Consider the following 14,827-nt stretch of genomic DNA (forward strand, 5'->3'; position numbering starts at 1 on the left):
CAGCCGTGTCAACCAGCACCCCCGTAGGAACCGCCGCCCGCCCGTTGCGCGTGGCCGTCATCGGATCCGGCCCGGCCGGCGTCTACGCAGCGGACATCCTCACCAAGAGCGAGGCCGTCAAGAGCGGCGAGCTGACCGTGAGCATCGACCTCTTTGACCGCTACCCGGCACCCTACGGCCTGATCCGCTACGGTGTGGCCCCGGACCACCCGCGCATCAAGGGCATCGTCAACGCCCTGCACAAGGTACTGGACCGCGGCGACATCCGCTTCTTCGGCAACGTTGACTACGGCACGGACCTCTCCATCGAGGACCTGAAGACGCACTACGACGCCGTCATCTTCGCCACCGGCGCCATCAAGGACGCCGACCTGAACATCCCCGGCATCGAACTCGAGGGCTCCTTCGGCGGCGCCGACTTCGTGTCCTGGTACGACGGACACCCTGACGTTTCCCGCGAATGGCCGCTGGACGCGAAGGAAATCGCCGTTATCGGCAACGGCAACGTGGCCCTCGACGTAGCCCGCGTCCTCTCCAAGCACGCCGACGACCTGCTGGTCTCCGAAATCCCGGACAACGTCTACGCCGGCCTGAAGGCATCGCCGGTCACGGACGTCCACGTCTTTGGCCGCCGTGGCCCGGCCCAGGTCAAGTTCACCCCGCTGGAGCTGCGCGAGCTGTCCCACTCCAAGGACGTGGACATCATCCTGTACCCGGAGGACTTCGAGTTCGACGAGGAATCGGACCGCCAGATCCAGAGCAACAACCAGATCAAGACCATGGTTGGAACGCTCACCAACTGGATCGCCGAGCAGCCTGAGGACCTCTCCGAGCTCAAGGCATCCCGCCGCCTGCACCTGCACTTCCTGCACAGCCCGGTGGAAATTTACGACGACGCCGAGAACCCCGGGCGCGTCAGCGGCATGAAGTTTGAACGCACCGAACTGGACGGCACGGGCAACGCCCGCGGCACCGGCGAGTTCGTCGACTACCCGGTCCAGGCCGTTTACCGCGCCATCGGCTACTTCGGTTCGGCCCTGCCGGAGATCGAGTTCGACCACAAGAAGGGCGTTGTCCCGAACGCCGGCGGCCGCGTCCTGGACGCCTCCGGCGAGCACGTCCCGGGCATCTACGCCACCGGCTGGATCAAGCGCGGACCGGTCGGCCTGATCGGCCACACCAAGGGCGATGCCCTCGAGACCGTGACCTTCCTGCTGGAAGACCGCGAAAACCTGCCCGTTGCCGAGGCACCCGCTGCCAGCGCCGTCGTCGACCTGCTTGAGAGCCGCGGCGTGGAATACACCACCTGGGAAGGCTGGCTGGCACTGGACGCGCACGAGCTCGCCCTGGGCGCCGAGGCCACCGCTGCCGGCGGCTCACACGGTGTTGAGGTTGTGCGTGAGCGCGTCAAGGTGGTGCCGCGCGAGGACATGGTCTCCATCTCCCGCGACGGGATTCCCGCCAGCGTCTGAGAGTTTTCTAAAGCAACGCGAGGTCACTTCGCGCCTGTTCCATACGGAATATTGGGCGCCAAGTGACCTCGCGTTGGTTTAACCCGCGTTGGTTTAGGCTCCCGCACCGCCGGCGGCCATGAGCTCGAGGCGCTGCAGGGTTTCGCGGTTGCGCACCGTGATCATCGGGTCGCGCAGCGCCTTGGGAACCGCCAGGCCGGGGCCGCGGACCGCGTCCTCGCTCATCGTGACCCGGCACTGCTCGCCGAGGTCCTCGAGGGTGATAATCACCTTGGCCTCGCCGATCGGCCAGCCGCGCGCGATCAGTTCCAGCTGCCGCCCCGGGTCGGCCGCCGTCACCTTGGTTGAATCGTTGATGAGCAGCGGCCAGGCGCCGACCGAGTGGTGGAGCAGTGACCCGACCGCCGGCCACTGCGCATCCACGTCGCGGATTCTCGAGGCCCCGACCACCCAGCCGGAATAGAGCCAGCCGTCCGCAATCACCCTCCAGACTGCCGATGCCGGTGAATTGAAGACCTGCGTGACGGTTGACATGGTGTTCCTTTCGTCGGCCGGGCCCTGCCGGCGGGTGGCGGAGATCCGGTCTGCAGCTGTGGACCCGGCGGGATCCGGGGCGGCAATAATGCGGGGGGAGGGGCGCCGGGCGGCCCGGTACGAACGCTCCCGGAGCCGGCGCGCCCAGGGATACGTCCCGGCGCCGGGCAGGGGATGCTCCAGCGGATCAAACCGGATGGCTGTGTCCGTGCTGGCACTGTCCCTACCGTCCCTTTCCGCACCGTCCGCGTGCCCGGCGTCGGAAGCAGCGGCCCTCAGGTGCAGCACACCGGCCGGCACCCACCGGCCTGCCGGGGTGGCGTAATGCAGCGCCAAGGTCCAGTCTTCGGTACCCAGCGACTCCTTGAAATTGCCCCCGGTGTCCGCCCTGCCGGTGGCACGCCCGGGCAGCGACAGGGTGCGCAGTCCCAGAAGGACGGGGCCGCTGGCACCCCTGTACGGCATGAGCGTGGTGAACCTGGCGGAGCCAACATCCAGCTTGGGCAGCAGAATGAAACGGCCCGGCACGCCCCAGCCGGTCGAAGCAAACAGGACATCCCCGACGTCGGCACCGTCACCGACGCCGGGGATGTCACCGGCACCGGCAGCACCTAATGCGCCCGAAGTCCGCAGCGCCAAACCCAGTATGTCCGGCAGCGACTCGGGAAGGCCGACCGAGCGGGAAAACCGGCCGCGTACCTGGAAGGTCCCGGCGTCGTCGAGCCAAGCGATTCCGCTGGCCGCCGGAAGACCTGCCGCTGCCCGCCCCGCGGCGCCCGTGAGGTTCAGTTCCCCCACCAGGCTGATGCCCCGCGGATGGATGGGGCGGACGGGGCGCACTGCCTTAATCGCCCGGAACGCGGCGGCGAAGCCGAGCCCGGCGAGGTCTGCCGCCCGGTCCGAGGCCAGGTCGTGCGTGCGATGTGGCGCGCCGCCCGGATCGCCGCTGAATCGTCTTTTCACGCGTCGCCTTCCCATCGCTGGCCCGTTCCCATGGCTACATCCTGCCGAACTTTGACCGGACCAGGGCGAAGATTCCGTAGCAAATGAAGCCTGCACCGATGGCGAACAGCAGGTAGGGCCCATACGCATGGTCCCGCAGGGCCTTCAGGCTGCCGTCGAGGCCGGTGGATTCTTCGGGCGTGCGTTTGGCGGCCGCGATGGCGAAGAGCAGCCCGGCAAGGAACAGCGCGATGCCTTTGGCCACATGCCCGGTCACACCCAGGATGTCGATGAGTTTGCCCCGGCGGGTGCCGTCAAAGTGGAAGAGCTCCTCCTTGAAGCCGCGCCGGATGCCCTTCGCCACGAAGTAGATGCCCACGCCAATGACGGTCAGGCCGAGGGCGCTGAGGATCACGCCGCCAAAGGGGTTGCTGAGGAGTGCCGCGCTCACGTCCCGTGTTGATTCACCGGAGTCGCCGCGAAGCCCCACCGCGAAACCGCCGAAACTGACCCCGACGCTGCCATAAGCGATCGCGAGGAAGCCGGAGGAGATCAGCTTCCCGATCCGTTCCTTGCGCGGCAGATGGCGGGCCCGGAGAGTGGCCTCGCTCAACTGCCAGAGGGCGAGCCCCCAGCACGCGATCAGGCACGCCCACATGACTGCCGGGCCCCAGGGATTGGCGGCCAGCTGTTCGATGGCACCGGTGGGCTCGGCCTCCCCGGGGTGGCCGAAGGCCAGGGCAATCGCGATGGCGCCGAGAATAATGTGCAGCAGGGCCATCACAGCGAAACCGGAACGCGCGACGACGTCGAGCGCCTTGGTGTTCGATGCAGCCTCCGCGGCGTCGGCCGCCTCGCTGATCGTCGAGTCGTAGTCCGTAGTGCCCTCCGGTAGCCGTTCCCGCTTATCCGTCCTGGTGTCTGCCGGACGGTGTCCAGCCGTGCTCCATTTGCCTTACTGCGTTCAGCCGTTCATCGGCCCTTCCGCGTGGATGCGCTCGGCGCCCTCGCCCACGAGTCTTACCGTGCAGCGCACCACGAGGTCGTCGGGCGCCGTGTCGATGTCGACGAGGGCGTCGCCGGCGCTGAGGACGGTGAATACTTCCGAGCCCGCCTCGACATCGAAGCCCTTGCTTTTGGCGGCCTGCGTCGCGTTCGACAGCGCCTCGCCCTTCAGCCCGTCCACGTACGCCTGGTCGTCTTCGCGTTCGGAGTCGCCGAATGCCCAGCCGAACAGTGTTCCTGTTGATCCCATGGCCTTGATTTTACGCACAGAACCACTGATATTACGGGCTATCGTAACGTTAGTAAGTGTGCTTACCATGTGGGGACCATGTCTTTGGTACGGCTGCAGGGCACCTGGACCCAGGGCCCGCCGCAGCCAGTGTTCCGGATTGAACCTCTCGTATTAGGAAGGACATCATGGCTGGAAATCTATTTGCACGGTCTGTTCATGACCTCACGGCAGCGGCCTGGTTTGGCGGCTCCCTGATGGGGGCGGTCGGCCTCAACGGAGCCGCTGCTGAGGCGAAGGATCCCGCCGAGCGCACGCGCCTCTCGAGCCGCGGCTGGATGAAGTGGGCCCCGGTCCAGACGGCCGCCTTCGCAACCCACCTGCTCGCGGACCTGTTTATTGCGCTGGAAAACAAGGACAGGATCGCAAGCCAGGAGGGCGTGGCCCGGGACACCGTCTACAAGACGGCTGTCACGGTGGCGGGGGCCGCAGTCACGCTGTACGCGGGTCTACTGGGGAAGAAGGTGGACAAGCTGGCCGATGAGGGTGCCGAAGGTGCCACCGAGCCGCGGCCCGGCTCTTCCGCGAAACTGCAGTCGGCGCAGAAGCAGCTGAAAGTGCTGCAGTGGACCATCCCCGCCTTCGCCGCCTCCGTCATCGTCCTTGGCGCGAAGCACGGTGAGATGCAGCGGCCCAAGAACGTTTTCAAGGGGCTGCGCTGACGGCGTCCGCCGCCGGCGATAACGGACTCTAAGTCAATGACGTACGACGGCGGCCGGGTACCCATCGGGCCCGGCCGCCGTCGTGCGCGGATCACCTCCGCTGACGCGGGGTGTCCTACGTAGGCTGGCTGTCTGCGGGCGGCAGGTCCGGGTTCATGTCCTGGAGGTGGGGGTCCTCGGCCGTCCACACCTGGATAATCGCCCACGCCACGGCCGCGAGCGGCACGGACAGGACGGCGCCGATGATGCCCGCCAGGATGGTGCCCGCCGTCAGGGCCATGAGGATGACGAGGGCGTGGAGTTGCAGGGACTTGCCCATGACGACCGGCTGCAGCAGGTCGCCTTCGAGCTGGTTGACGGCGATGACCACCGCCACCACGATCAGTGCCACCACCGGGCCGTTGGCGACGAGGGCCACCAGGGCTGCCAGGATGCCGGCCACTGTGGCTCCCACGAGCGGAACAAAGGCGCCGATGAAGACGATGATGGCCAGGGGGATGGCCAGCGGCACCTGCATGATGAGCAGCGCTGCGCCGATGGCCACCGTATCCACCAGTGCCACAATGGCTGTGCCCCGGACATAGCCGCCCAAAACCTCGAGGGTCCGCTTGCCCACGCGCCGCAGCCTGGCTTCCCGTTCCCCGGTGAAGGGGCGCAGGAGAAAGTTCCAGATCTTCGCGCCGTCCTTGAGGAAGAAGAAGAGGATCACCACCATGAGGCTCGCGCCGGCCAGGAATTCCGTCACCACAGACAGGCCGGTGATGGCTCCCGAGCGCACCTGGCTGCTTGTGGCGAACTGGACAGCGCCTTCCCGGGCCTGGTTCAGCTGCTCGCGGTCAATGGGGACCGGGCCGGAGAGGAGGAAGCGTTCGAGTTCGTCGAGTCCCTCAGAGGCCCGCTGCGCCAGCTCGCCCCACTGGCTGCGGACGGAGAAGTAGATCACGGTGGCGACGCCGGCCAGCAGGAGCAGCAGGGCCACGAATGCCACCGCCGTGGCGGCCCCGCCGGGAAGCCCGCGGCGCCGCAGCAGGTTGACGAACGGCCCAATGGCGGCCGCGAGGATCAGCGCGATCAGCACGGGAATGACCAGCAGCCGGACCTGCAGGAGTCCGTACACGGACACTGCTGCCACGGCAAGGACCAGCAGGACTTGGGCGCACCGGATCCCCACCTTGCCGAGGTTGTCGGACCACAGCCCGTGGAGCGGTTTGTGGTTCGGCTGCCGGGGTGCCTTGCGGCCCAGGAGCGGGCCGGGTGCAAGCTCTTGGGGCGGATCTTGCTCGGACAGTCGGGCTGTTCGGGCCATGGGGAACTCCTACTCATCAGGGCAACCAGGCGACTGGCTTGCTTAGTAAGCCTACTGATGTTCCCTGTTCGGGCGATAGCCCGTTACTCCCGCAGCCACTCCGCGCAGGAGTTGAGGTTCCGGTGCACGCTGGCCAGGGCCGCCTCGCCGTCATGCGCTTCGATGGCATTCACGAGCTCACCGTGGCCCGCCTGCGGCAGCCCGTTGAAGCCGGGGCGGCGGTGCTGCTTCAGCAGGTCGGCGTGGAACACGTCGCCGAAGCTGACATAGAGCTCGTGCAGCAGGGGGTTGCCCGAGGCCTGTGCCACCCGCTCGTGGAAGCCCCAGTCCGCGCGGGCCCAGCGCGCGAAGTCCGCAGCGCGCCAGGCCTCCTCACCTTCGGTGAGCAGCGCACGCATGGCGGCAACGTCGTCCGCCGTTGCATGCCGGGCGGCAAGGCGCGCCGCTTGCGTGTCCAGCCCCACGCGGACCTCGAGGACGTGTTCGTCCGTGTGCTCCTTGTACAGCCGGCGCGCGGCCCCCGAGATTTCGCTGGTGGCACGGACATAGGTCCCGTCGCCGCGGCGGACTTCGAGCATCCCGCTGTGGGCCAGCGCCTTGACCGCCTCCCGGAGTGTCCCGCGGGACACGCCGAGTCCGGTCATGAGTTCGGTTTCGGACGGGATGCGCTGCTGCAGCGGCCACTCACCCGTCTGGATCATTTCTCGGAGTTTGGCGGTGACTTCGTCCGCCAGCGGCTGGCGGTGCGACGTGCTCAGGGTCATGGCGTCCTATTCTTTCATTCCGGCAGCGCCGGTGCCGGCGGCGCCGGTGCCGGCAGCGCCGGTGCCGGCGGCGCTCACTCCGGCAGCCCGGCGGCTGCTGAGCATGTGCGCCACCGCGATCTGCACCACGGCGATGGCCAGGAGCAGCGCCAGCGGCAGCGTCCAGCTGCCCGTCGCGCTGTGCAGCAGGCCCATGCCGAACGGCCCCACGGTGGCCAGGAGATAGCCGGTGGACTGGGCCAGCGTGGACAGTGCCGTGGTTTCGGCGGTGCTCCGCCCGCTGCGGCTGATGATCACCATCACCAGGGGGAAGATGCCCAGCCCGAAGCCCAGCAGCACCGCGGGGATGACGGCCTGTGACACGGGAAGGAAGAGCAACGCGGCGATACCGGCCGTCATGGTGAGGGTGGCCAGGTAGACGGCGGGGCGCAGCATCCGCGGCCGGGACCCGATGGCGATCAGCACCATCCCGGCAGGTACGGAGACCAGTTGCATGACGCCGAACATGATGGCGCTGTCCGCAGCGCTGAGGCCCATGGTGGTGAGCATGTACGGGAACCAGCTGAGCAGCGCGTAGGCCAGCAGCGCCTGCAGGGTGAAAATGCCGGTGAGCAGCCGCCCGGTCTTGGTGCGCAGCAGCGGCCACGGGGAGATGTGTCCGGCCGTTTTGCGGGCAGTGTTGCGGTGGGCGTGCAGCGTCACGGGCAGGAAGCCGAGGAATGCGGACAGGGCGAGGACCCCGATGGTGCCCAGCCCGGCCGACGGCGACCCCAGCGCCTGCGACAGCGGAACCACGACGACGGCCATGGCGGTGGCGCCGCTGGTCATGGTCACCGTGTAGACGCCCGTCATGAGCGAGGTGCGAGCGGCGAAGTGCTCCCGGATGAAGGACGGCATGGACACGTTGCAGACAGCAAGTCCGGACATCCCAACCACCGTGCCCGCCACCAGCATTCCTGTGGTGGGAATGCCCCGGAGCAGCAGCCCGCCTGCCAGCATGCCGAGCGAGAGCAGGATGGCCTTCTCGACGCCGAGCTTCCCGGTCAGCCACGACGTCGCGGCACCGGCCACCGCGAAGCACAGCGTGGGAATGGAGGGGATAAGCGAGGCGACCAGCGGCCCGTATCCCAGCACCTGCTGCAGGTCGTGCAGCAACGCCGAGGCGCCGGTGATGCCGGCTCTCAGGTTCAGGCCGATGAGGACCAGGGCAATCACGGCGGCGGCGACGGCGGCGCGGGGCCTGGTTGGGTACGTGGCCGTGGTCGCGGGTGCTGAGGAAGTGGTCGCCATTCCTTAACGTTAGACGTTTGACGTTTGATGTCTAGAGTTTTGTGGGGAAACTCTCGCGGGCCGTTCCTGCGCGGGCATAGACTCAGGCCAGCAGGCGCGTAGCGCGCAGGGATTGGCAAGGGGAAAGGACGGCGTCCGGCCATGACCGCCGAAGGCCTTGAAAGGGAGAAGAAGTACGACGTCGACGCCGGCGCCGAGCTGCCCGACCTCGCCGCCATCCCCGGTGTGGGCCGCGTGGGCGAGCCGCACGGCGCTGAACTGGAAGCCGTCTACTTCGACACTGAAGATCTGGTTCTCGCCTCCCGCCGCATCACGCTGCGGCGCAGGAGCGGCGGAGCCGACGCCGGCTGGCATGTAAAGCTGCCACCGGAGCGGGGGGCTGAGTCCGGGTCCGCAACCGGACCCGGACTGGAAGAGGGACCGGAAGCCCGCCGCGAGATCCACGCCCCGCTGGGCCAGGCTGACGTCGTTCCGGGGAAACTGCTGGCCCACCTGCACGCCTACCTCCGCGGATCGGATCCCGTGCCCGTAGCCCGCCTCAGCACGCGGCGCACCACACTTGCCCTGTACGGGGACGACGGCGTGCACCTCGCCGACTTTGCCGACGACACCGTGGACGCCAGGCTTCTTCAGGGCGCGGACCAGAAACCGGCAGGTGAGTCCGCCGGCCGGGAGCAGCAGTGGCGCGAATGGGAACTTGAGCTGGTCCACGGCCAGCCGGAGGTCTTCAAGGCAGCCGCAGCGGTCTTGTCCGCGGCAGGTGCCCGGCCCGCAGCGCACGAGTCCAAGCTCCGGCGAGCACTGGGCGCGGCGGCGCCGAAGGCCCAAGTCAAGGAAATATCGGGGACTGCCGAAGCTGACGGCACGGCGGAGGCCGAAGGCGGCGTAAGGCAGCCCGGCGGCAGGAAACCGGGCAAGAAGTGGCCGGCGTCCGCCGTCGTCACCGCGTACCTGGACGGGCAGATCAGCGAAATCCTGGCCAACGACCCCCGGGTGCGGCTGGAGGAGCCGGACGCGGTCCATGCGATGCGCTCGGCCACGCGCCGCGTGCGGTCTGCCCTCGCGGTCTACCGGAAGCTCTACGGCGGGGGAGCGGTGGGCAGGCTGCGCGACGAGCTCAAGTGGCTGGGCCGGATCCTCGGAACGCCGCGTGACGCTGAAGTCATGCTGGACCGGCTGCGGACACACGCCGGGAAGCTCCCGCCGGGGGAAGCGGCCGACGACGTGAAGCGGCGCATCGAGCGGGAACTGGTCACCAGGCTGGAGGCCGGTTACCGCAAGACGCAGGAGGTGCTCCTGACCGACCGTTACTTCCGCCTCCTGGACGACCTCGAAGACTTCCGTGACCACCCGCCCGTCCGCCCGTCCGCTGCGGCACCCGCACGCAAGGCCGCCCGCAAGCTGGTGGGCAAGTCGGCAAAACGCCTGCGCCGCGCCCACAAGGCGGCTCTGCGCGTCAAAGACGACGCCAGCGAAAAGCCCGGCATGGAGCTCAAGGATGCCACCGCGCAGGAAACCGCGCTGCACCAGGTGCGGAAGGACGCCAAGCGGCTGAGGCACGCGGCCGAGACCGTCGATCCCGTCTTCGGCAAGCGCGCGGCCAAGCTCGCCAAGGCCGCGCACAAACAGCAGAAGATCCTCGGCGACCACCACGACAGTGTGATGGCGCGGATCTTCCTGGGAAAGCTCGCCGGCGGGCCGGACCTGCCGGAGCCGGTGGTGGCGGCCTACGGCTCGCTGCTGAAGCGGGAGCAGAAGAGCGCCGCCAAAGCCGAAGCCAAGTACCGCAAGGCGCACCGGAAGTCCCGGAAGCTGGTCCGGCGCGGAGTGGGATAGCGGCGGCCGATGGCTGAACAGGCAGAGCGGCGCGCACCACGCCAGGTGGGGACTGTCATCAGCCTGGCCCGCGTGGACGCGGACATGGTGCCAGCGGTGGGCGGCAAGGCTGCCAACCTCGGTGTCCTTCTGGCCGCCGGAATGCCGGTCCCGCCCGGCTTCTGCGTCACCACCGCGGCCTACCGGCGGGCGGCGGCCGCGGCAGGAGTGCAACCTTCCGAGCCCGCGGCGCAGACACGCGGGAGGCTGGAGTCGGCTCCCATACCCGAGGACATAAACGAAGACATCCTTGCCGCCTACGCCGGCCTGGGCGGGGACCTCCCGGTGGCCGTGCGCTCCTCCGCCACCGCCGAGGATCTTCCCGAAGCAAGCTTCGCCGGCCAGCTGGACACGTACCTCAACGTCGTCGGCCCGGACCCGCTGCTGGACGCAATCCGCCGCTGCTGGGCCTCCCTCTGGTCAGACCGGGCCGTGGCCTACCGGGCAGACCACGGGATGGATCAGCACTCGGTCAGCCTCGCCGTCGTTGTCCAGGAAATGGTTGACGCCGACGTGGCCGGCGTGATGTTCACGGCAAACCCGCTGACCGGCCGGAGGAGGGAAACCGTCATCGACGCAGCGCCCGGACTCGGCGAGGCGCTGGTCAGCGGGGCTGTGAACCCGGACCAGTTCACGGTTGACGCGGCCACCGGGGAGATCCTCCAGCGGAGCCTGGGGGACAAACGCACCGAAATCGGGCCAGCCCCCGGCGGTGGGACACGGCTGTTGCGCCGGCAGGACGCCGGCCGCAAGGCGTGCCTGACGGATGAGCAGGTCCGCTCCCTGGCAAGGGTAGGGACCCGTGTGGAAGAACTCTACGGCGAGCCGCAGGATCTAGAGTGGGCTATCGCGCCGGACGGCGGAATCCGGGTGGTGCAATCCCGTCCGATCACCACGCTGTTTCCCCTGCCCGAGCCTGACAACCACGACGGCGGCGCCCGCGCCTACTTGTGCGCCAGCCTGCTGCAGGGGCTGACCCGGCCGCTGACCCCCATGGGACTGGCATCCTTCACCCTGATGAGCGACAGCGCCCGGTCGGCGGACAACGGACCCGCGGCTTACCGTTCCGCCCAGATCGGGATGCGCATGTATGTGGATGTCACGCCCCTCCTGCGGAGCAAGGGCGGGAGGCGCGGCCTCCTGAGAGCCATGAAAGTGGCCGATGCCAGGTCTGTGGATGTGCTGGCCTACCTGGCGGCCGACCCCCGCTTCGCCCTCACCAGGGCACCCAAGCTGGCGTCGCTGAAGGCGGGGCTCCGGGCCTCGCCGCCCTTTGGCCTGGTTGGGCAAATCCTGCGCGCGCTGGTCAATCCCGCCGCCGCGCTGGAGCGGGTCAGGGAAGCGGACCATGCGTTGGACCGGATGCTGGTGTTGCCGGAGCCGGCCTCTGGCTCCCGGCGGCTGGATTTCGTGGAACGCCTCCTCACCAAAGAGATCACGCCCGCCGTGATGGGGGTACTGCCGCCGGCGGCCGCCGGGTACGTATGGCTTGGCCTGGCCCGGCTGCTGCTGGGCCGGCTTGCGCAGGCCGGCGAGCTGCAGGCCGTGCTGCGCGGTTTGCCCCACAACGTGACCACAGAGATGGATCTGGAGCTCTGGCGGACAGCCACCTCCATCCGGGAGGACCCCGAGTCGGTCCGCGCACTGACCGGGGAGGATCCGGAGACACTCGCCGGCCGCTACGCCCAGGGATCACTGCCCACCGTCTGCCAGGGCGCGCTGCGCAACTTCCTCGCCAGGTACGGACACCGCGCCGTGGCAGAAATTGACCTCGGCATTCCCCGCTGGGGTGAGGACCCCGCCCACATCATCAACGCCCTGGCCAACTACCTGAAGCTGGCGGACCCGGAACTCGCACCGGACCGTGTCTTCCGGCGGGCCGCAGAAAACGCGGAAACCAAGGCGGCCGAGCTGGCCGCACGCGCTGCCCGTTCCCGGGGCCGGCAGTTGGGCAGAACCGTTGCCCACAGCCTGCGGCGTGCCCGCGAAACCGCCGGCATGCGCGAGTACCCAAAGTTCCGGCTCATTGCGGCGTTCGCCGTCCTCCGCCGCCAGCTCCAGCTGGTGGGTCAGGAACTCGCGGACGCGGGCCGGATCGCGGTGCCCGACGACGTCTTCTTCCTTGACCTCACCGAAGCCCGCGTGGCATTGCGCGGCGCGGACCTGCGCGGACCCGTCGCCGAACGCCGCCAGAGCTACCTACGCGAAATGCGGCGCCGGCGCATCCCCCGCCTGCTGCTGTCCGATGGCACCGACGTGGAAGCGGCCATGGCCGGACGGACTGCTGCGGCGTCGTCCTCGGGCGGGCAGCTGCAGGCGGGAACCCTGGCCGGGACGCCGGCCTCGGCCGGCACCGTCACTGGCAAAGCCAGGGTCATCCTTGACCCGGCCGGGGCGCACCTGGAGCCGGGCGAAATCCTCGTCGCCCCGTCGACGGACCCGGGGTGGACGCCGCTGTTCATGACAGCGGGGGCGCTGGTCATGGAAATGGGCGGACCCATCTCCCACGGAGCGGTGGTGGCCCGCGAATACGGGCTTCCCGCCGTCGTCGGAGTCCCCGACGCGACCATGCGCATTCGAACCGGGGACACCGTCACCGTGGACGGAGCGGCGGGGACGGTTGTGCTTGACCTCTCCGGTGTTTCCGGTGGCGGCCGGTAGGATCGCGTCCATGAAATTCGTCGTGCTGTACAGCCTGCCTGTGGGCGTCGACCGCTCGCGAGTCCTTGAGACGTATCCCCGCCACAAGGCCTACTACGAGGAGTTCCGCGCCGGCGGGGGCGGGCTGGTCGCTCTTGGCCCCTTCCAGGCTCCTGATCCGGCCGGCTCATCGATGGGCATCTTCACTTCGCGCGAGGACGCCGAACGCTTCATCGCCGGCGATCCATTCACCACCGAGGGGCTCGCGGAGCCGCGGATCCTCGAGTGGAACGTGGTGTGGTTCGAGTAGGAGCGGGGGTTCTCGAGGGCCGCACCGAGACGCGGTGTAAGAGGAACACGAGCACCGGGCCGCGACGACCGGTTCTTCCCCGTGGCCTTTCAGCGCCGCGTGGTCCGCACCCGGCTGGGCCTGGGGACCGACGAAATCCCGGGCGGACACCTGGTTGCCCTGAGCAACCCGGTTGAGCTCGCACGCCGGCTGGACGGCTACGCACGCAGATCGCTGTGACCGGATGGGTAGCCCGGCTCAGCCGGCGTGCCGCGCCCCGAGCCGGGCGACGGCCAGAGCCAGCCACAGCTGCACCCGGTCGGCGGTGACGGAGGGGTCGTACCCGGTGAGTTCGGTGATCTGCGCCAGCCGGTAGCGGACAGTGTTGCGGTGGAGGGTGAGGGCCTCGGCGACGGCGGCAACGGAGCCGTTGCTGTTCAGGTAGCTCTCCAGCGTAACCATCAGCTCAGCGCCGTGGGCGGCATCGAAGCTCCGGAGCGGATCCAGTGACTCGTTGGCCATGTCCGCCAGCGGCACGTCCTCGCTCGCGAGGAGCAGGGAGGTCAGGCTAAGCCGCTCGGGTTCATTAACCGGCAGCCCGTGGCTGGCGGCGTCGCGCGCCTCGAAGTAGCTCCAGCGAAGGCCGTTCGGCTTGGTGTACGCGCCGCCGATGCCGATGGTGGCGTGGATCCCGGCCTCGGCGAGGTGGTCGCTGAGGCTCCTGGCCATCGCCGTGGCGCCGCGTCCGTCGTCGGGCACCACGGTGACCAGATCCTTTCCGACGACGGCGGTCACCGCCGTCTCCAGCGCCTGCGGCAGTGAGGAGCTGACCAGCTGCTTGTGGTGCGCCTCGGAGCCGGCCAGAATCACCACATTCTTGCGCGTGCTGTTGATGCCCGTCCCGGCAAGACGGCGCTGTGCCTCGCTCGGGTCCAGGGTCCCGTGGATCACGTCCTCGAGCACCTGCCCGCAGAGAGCCCGCTCGGCCTGGCGCTGCTTGACCATGTTGTTGAGCTCCACGCTGATGAGGTTCTGCGCGTAGCCGATGATGCCGGAATCCTCGAACGGCTGCTTCACCCACAATGTGCAGGCATCGCGGCGGCCGGTGGGAATGGGGTACGTGGTCCAGGAGTCCGCGGACGGCGGCTCGCTGCCGCTGTTGTACAGCTGGGCGGTGAACTGGGTGAGCGCGATCTCGGTGCGGAGCATGCCGCCCAGGTGCCGCAGGAGCTCGGCCAGGCCGCCGCCGGTCAGCAGGGCGCGGGCCAGGATCTGGTGCCCTGCGATCAGCCGCTCAAGCTTGGAGTAGTGGTCCGCGGACTGAGCGTCCGCCACAAGCTTGCTGATGGCAATAAACGGAGTGCCGTACGGCACTTCGACCACCGGCAGCCCCCAGCGGTTCGCTTCCGCGATCAAAGCCGGGGGAACGGCGTCGTGCGAGAGCCCCACGCCGAACCCGATCCCCACGGCGCCGGCGCGCTGGACCTGGCGGACAAAGCGGCGCTGTTCGGGCGCACTTTTCATCCGCAGCCCGGTGGTCAGCACCAGCTCGCCGCCGTTGAGGAATCGCTGCGGGTCCTCGAGTTCGGTAACCGCCACCCAGCGGATGTCCTGGTGAGAGGTGGTCTCCGCGAGGCTGGATTTCTTGAGTCCCAGAGACTGCACGGCCAGCAGCGCCGCGAGGGAAATTGCCATGGACCAAGGGTAGCGGGAGGCTGGGCTTTCGCACTAAAGCAACGGCCCACGGGTGTGCAGGTGG

Annotated in this window: 13 protein-coding genes; 6 read left to right on the plus strand and 7 right to left on the minus strand. The window is 68.7% G+C overall.

Annotation, left to right across the window (positions count from 1 at the left end; all coding sequences use genetic code 11):
* The first annotated feature begins 5 nt into the window (after window positions 1-5).
* Entirely contained in the window at window positions 6-1,472 is a 1,467-nt protein-coding gene (locus tag DBZ45_RS17260; RefSeq protein WP_111905090.1) for an FAD-dependent oxidoreductase, read from the plus strand.
* A 93-nt stretch (window positions 1,473-1,565) separates the two neighbouring features.
* Here DBZ45_RS17260 and DBZ45_RS23310 read toward each other — a convergent pair whose 3' ends face one another.
* From DBZ45_RS23310 to DBZ45_RS17280, 3 genes are all read right to left on the minus strand, one after another.
* Window positions 1,566-2,969 carry an SRPBCC family protein gene (locus DBZ45_RS23310; protein WP_223257138.1) on the minus strand — a complete coding sequence of 468 codons (1,404 nt, stop codon included), beginning with the start codon at window positions 2,967-2,969 and terminating at the stop codon, window positions 1,566-1,568.
* Between the two features lie 34 nt (window positions 2,970-3,003).
* Window positions 3,004-3,729 carry a DUF1206 domain-containing protein gene (locus DBZ45_RS17275; protein ID WP_223257139.1) on the minus strand — a complete coding sequence of 242 codons (726 nt, stop codon included), beginning with the start codon at window positions 3,727-3,729 and terminating at the stop codon, window positions 3,004-3,006.
* A gap of 183 nt (window positions 3,730-3,912) precedes the next feature.
* Window positions 3,913-4,203, minus strand: coding sequence for a hypothetical protein (locus DBZ45_RS17280; protein ID WP_111905092.1), 291 nt, complete (start codon window positions 4,201-4,203; stop codon window positions 3,913-3,915).
* 167 nt (window positions 4,204-4,370) lie between these two features.
* On the opposite strand from DBZ45_RS17280, the gene DBZ45_RS17285 reads away from it, so the two are divergent.
* The gene (locus tag DBZ45_RS17285; RefSeq protein ID WP_111905093.1) at window positions 4,371-4,904 is read left to right on the plus strand and encodes a hypothetical protein; all 534 of its coding nucleotides are present in this window, start codon (window positions 4,371-4,373) and stop codon (window positions 4,902-4,904) included.
* Window positions 4,905-5,019: 115 nt separating this feature from the next.
* Here DBZ45_RS17285 and DBZ45_RS17290 read toward each other — a convergent pair whose 3' ends face one another.
* The 3 genes from DBZ45_RS17290 to DBZ45_RS17300 all read right to left on the minus strand — a co-directional run bounded on the left by DBZ45_RS17290 (window position 5,020) and on the right by DBZ45_RS17300 (window position 8,264).
* Window positions 5,020-6,210: an AI-2E family transporter gene (locus DBZ45_RS17290; protein WP_111905094.1), complete on the minus strand. Its 1,191-nt coding sequence runs from the start codon at window positions 6,208-6,210 to the stop codon at window positions 5,020-5,022.
* Window positions 6,211-6,293: 83 nt separating this feature from the next.
* On the minus strand, window positions 6,294-6,974 hold the full coding sequence (locus DBZ45_RS17295; RefSeq protein WP_111905095.1) for a FadR/GntR family transcriptional regulator: 681 nt from the start codon (window positions 6,972-6,974) through the stop codon (window positions 6,294-6,296).
* Window positions 6,975-6,980: 6 nt separating this feature from the next.
* Entirely contained in the window at window positions 6,981-8,264 is a 1,284-nt protein-coding gene (locus DBZ45_RS17300) for an MFS transporter (protein ID WP_111905096.1), read from the minus strand.
* A 141-nt stretch (window positions 8,265-8,405) separates the two neighbouring features.
* On the opposite strand from DBZ45_RS17300, the gene DBZ45_RS17305 reads away from it, so the two are divergent.
* The 4 genes from DBZ45_RS17305 (at window position 8,406) to DBZ45_RS17320 (ending at window position 13,308) form a co-directional block, all read left to right on the plus strand.
* Window positions 8,406-10,100: a CYTH and CHAD domain-containing protein gene (locus DBZ45_RS17305; protein ID WP_111905097.1), complete on the plus strand. Its 1,695-nt coding sequence runs from the start codon at window positions 8,406-8,408 to the stop codon at window positions 10,098-10,100.
* Window positions 10,101-10,109: 9 nt separating this feature from the next.
* Window positions 10,110-12,800, plus strand: coding sequence for a PEP/pyruvate-binding domain-containing protein (locus DBZ45_RS17310; RefSeq protein WP_111905098.1), 2,691 nt, complete (start codon window positions 10,110-10,112; stop codon window positions 12,798-12,800).
* A gap of 10 nt (window positions 12,801-12,810) precedes the next feature.
* Complete coding sequence (locus DBZ45_RS17315) at window positions 12,811-13,089, plus strand: YciI family protein (RefSeq protein WP_111905316.1); 279 nt, start codon at window positions 12,811-12,813, stop codon at window positions 13,087-13,089.
* A gap of 81 nt (window positions 13,090-13,170) precedes the next feature.
* Window positions 13,171-13,308 carry a hypothetical protein gene (locus tag DBZ45_RS17320; protein ID WP_223257140.1) on the plus strand — a complete coding sequence of 46 codons (138 nt, stop codon included), beginning with the start codon at window positions 13,171-13,173 and terminating at the stop codon, window positions 13,306-13,308.
* Window positions 13,309-13,326: 18 nt separating this feature from the next.
* On the opposite strand, the gene DBZ45_RS17325 is transcribed toward DBZ45_RS17320, so the two are convergent.
* Window positions 13,327-14,763, minus strand: a complete 1,437-nt coding sequence (locus tag DBZ45_RS17325) for a PucR family transcriptional regulator (RefSeq protein ID WP_111905099.1) — start codon at window positions 14,761-14,763, stop codon at window positions 13,327-13,329.
* Window positions 14,764-14,827: the final 64 nt, after the last annotated feature.

The sequence above is a fragment of the Arthrobacter globiformis genome (assembly GCF_003261175.1).
In the GTDB taxonomy this organism is placed as follows: Bacteria; Actinomycetota; Actinomycetes; order Actinomycetales; family Micrococcaceae; genus Arthrobacter; species Arthrobacter globiformis_A.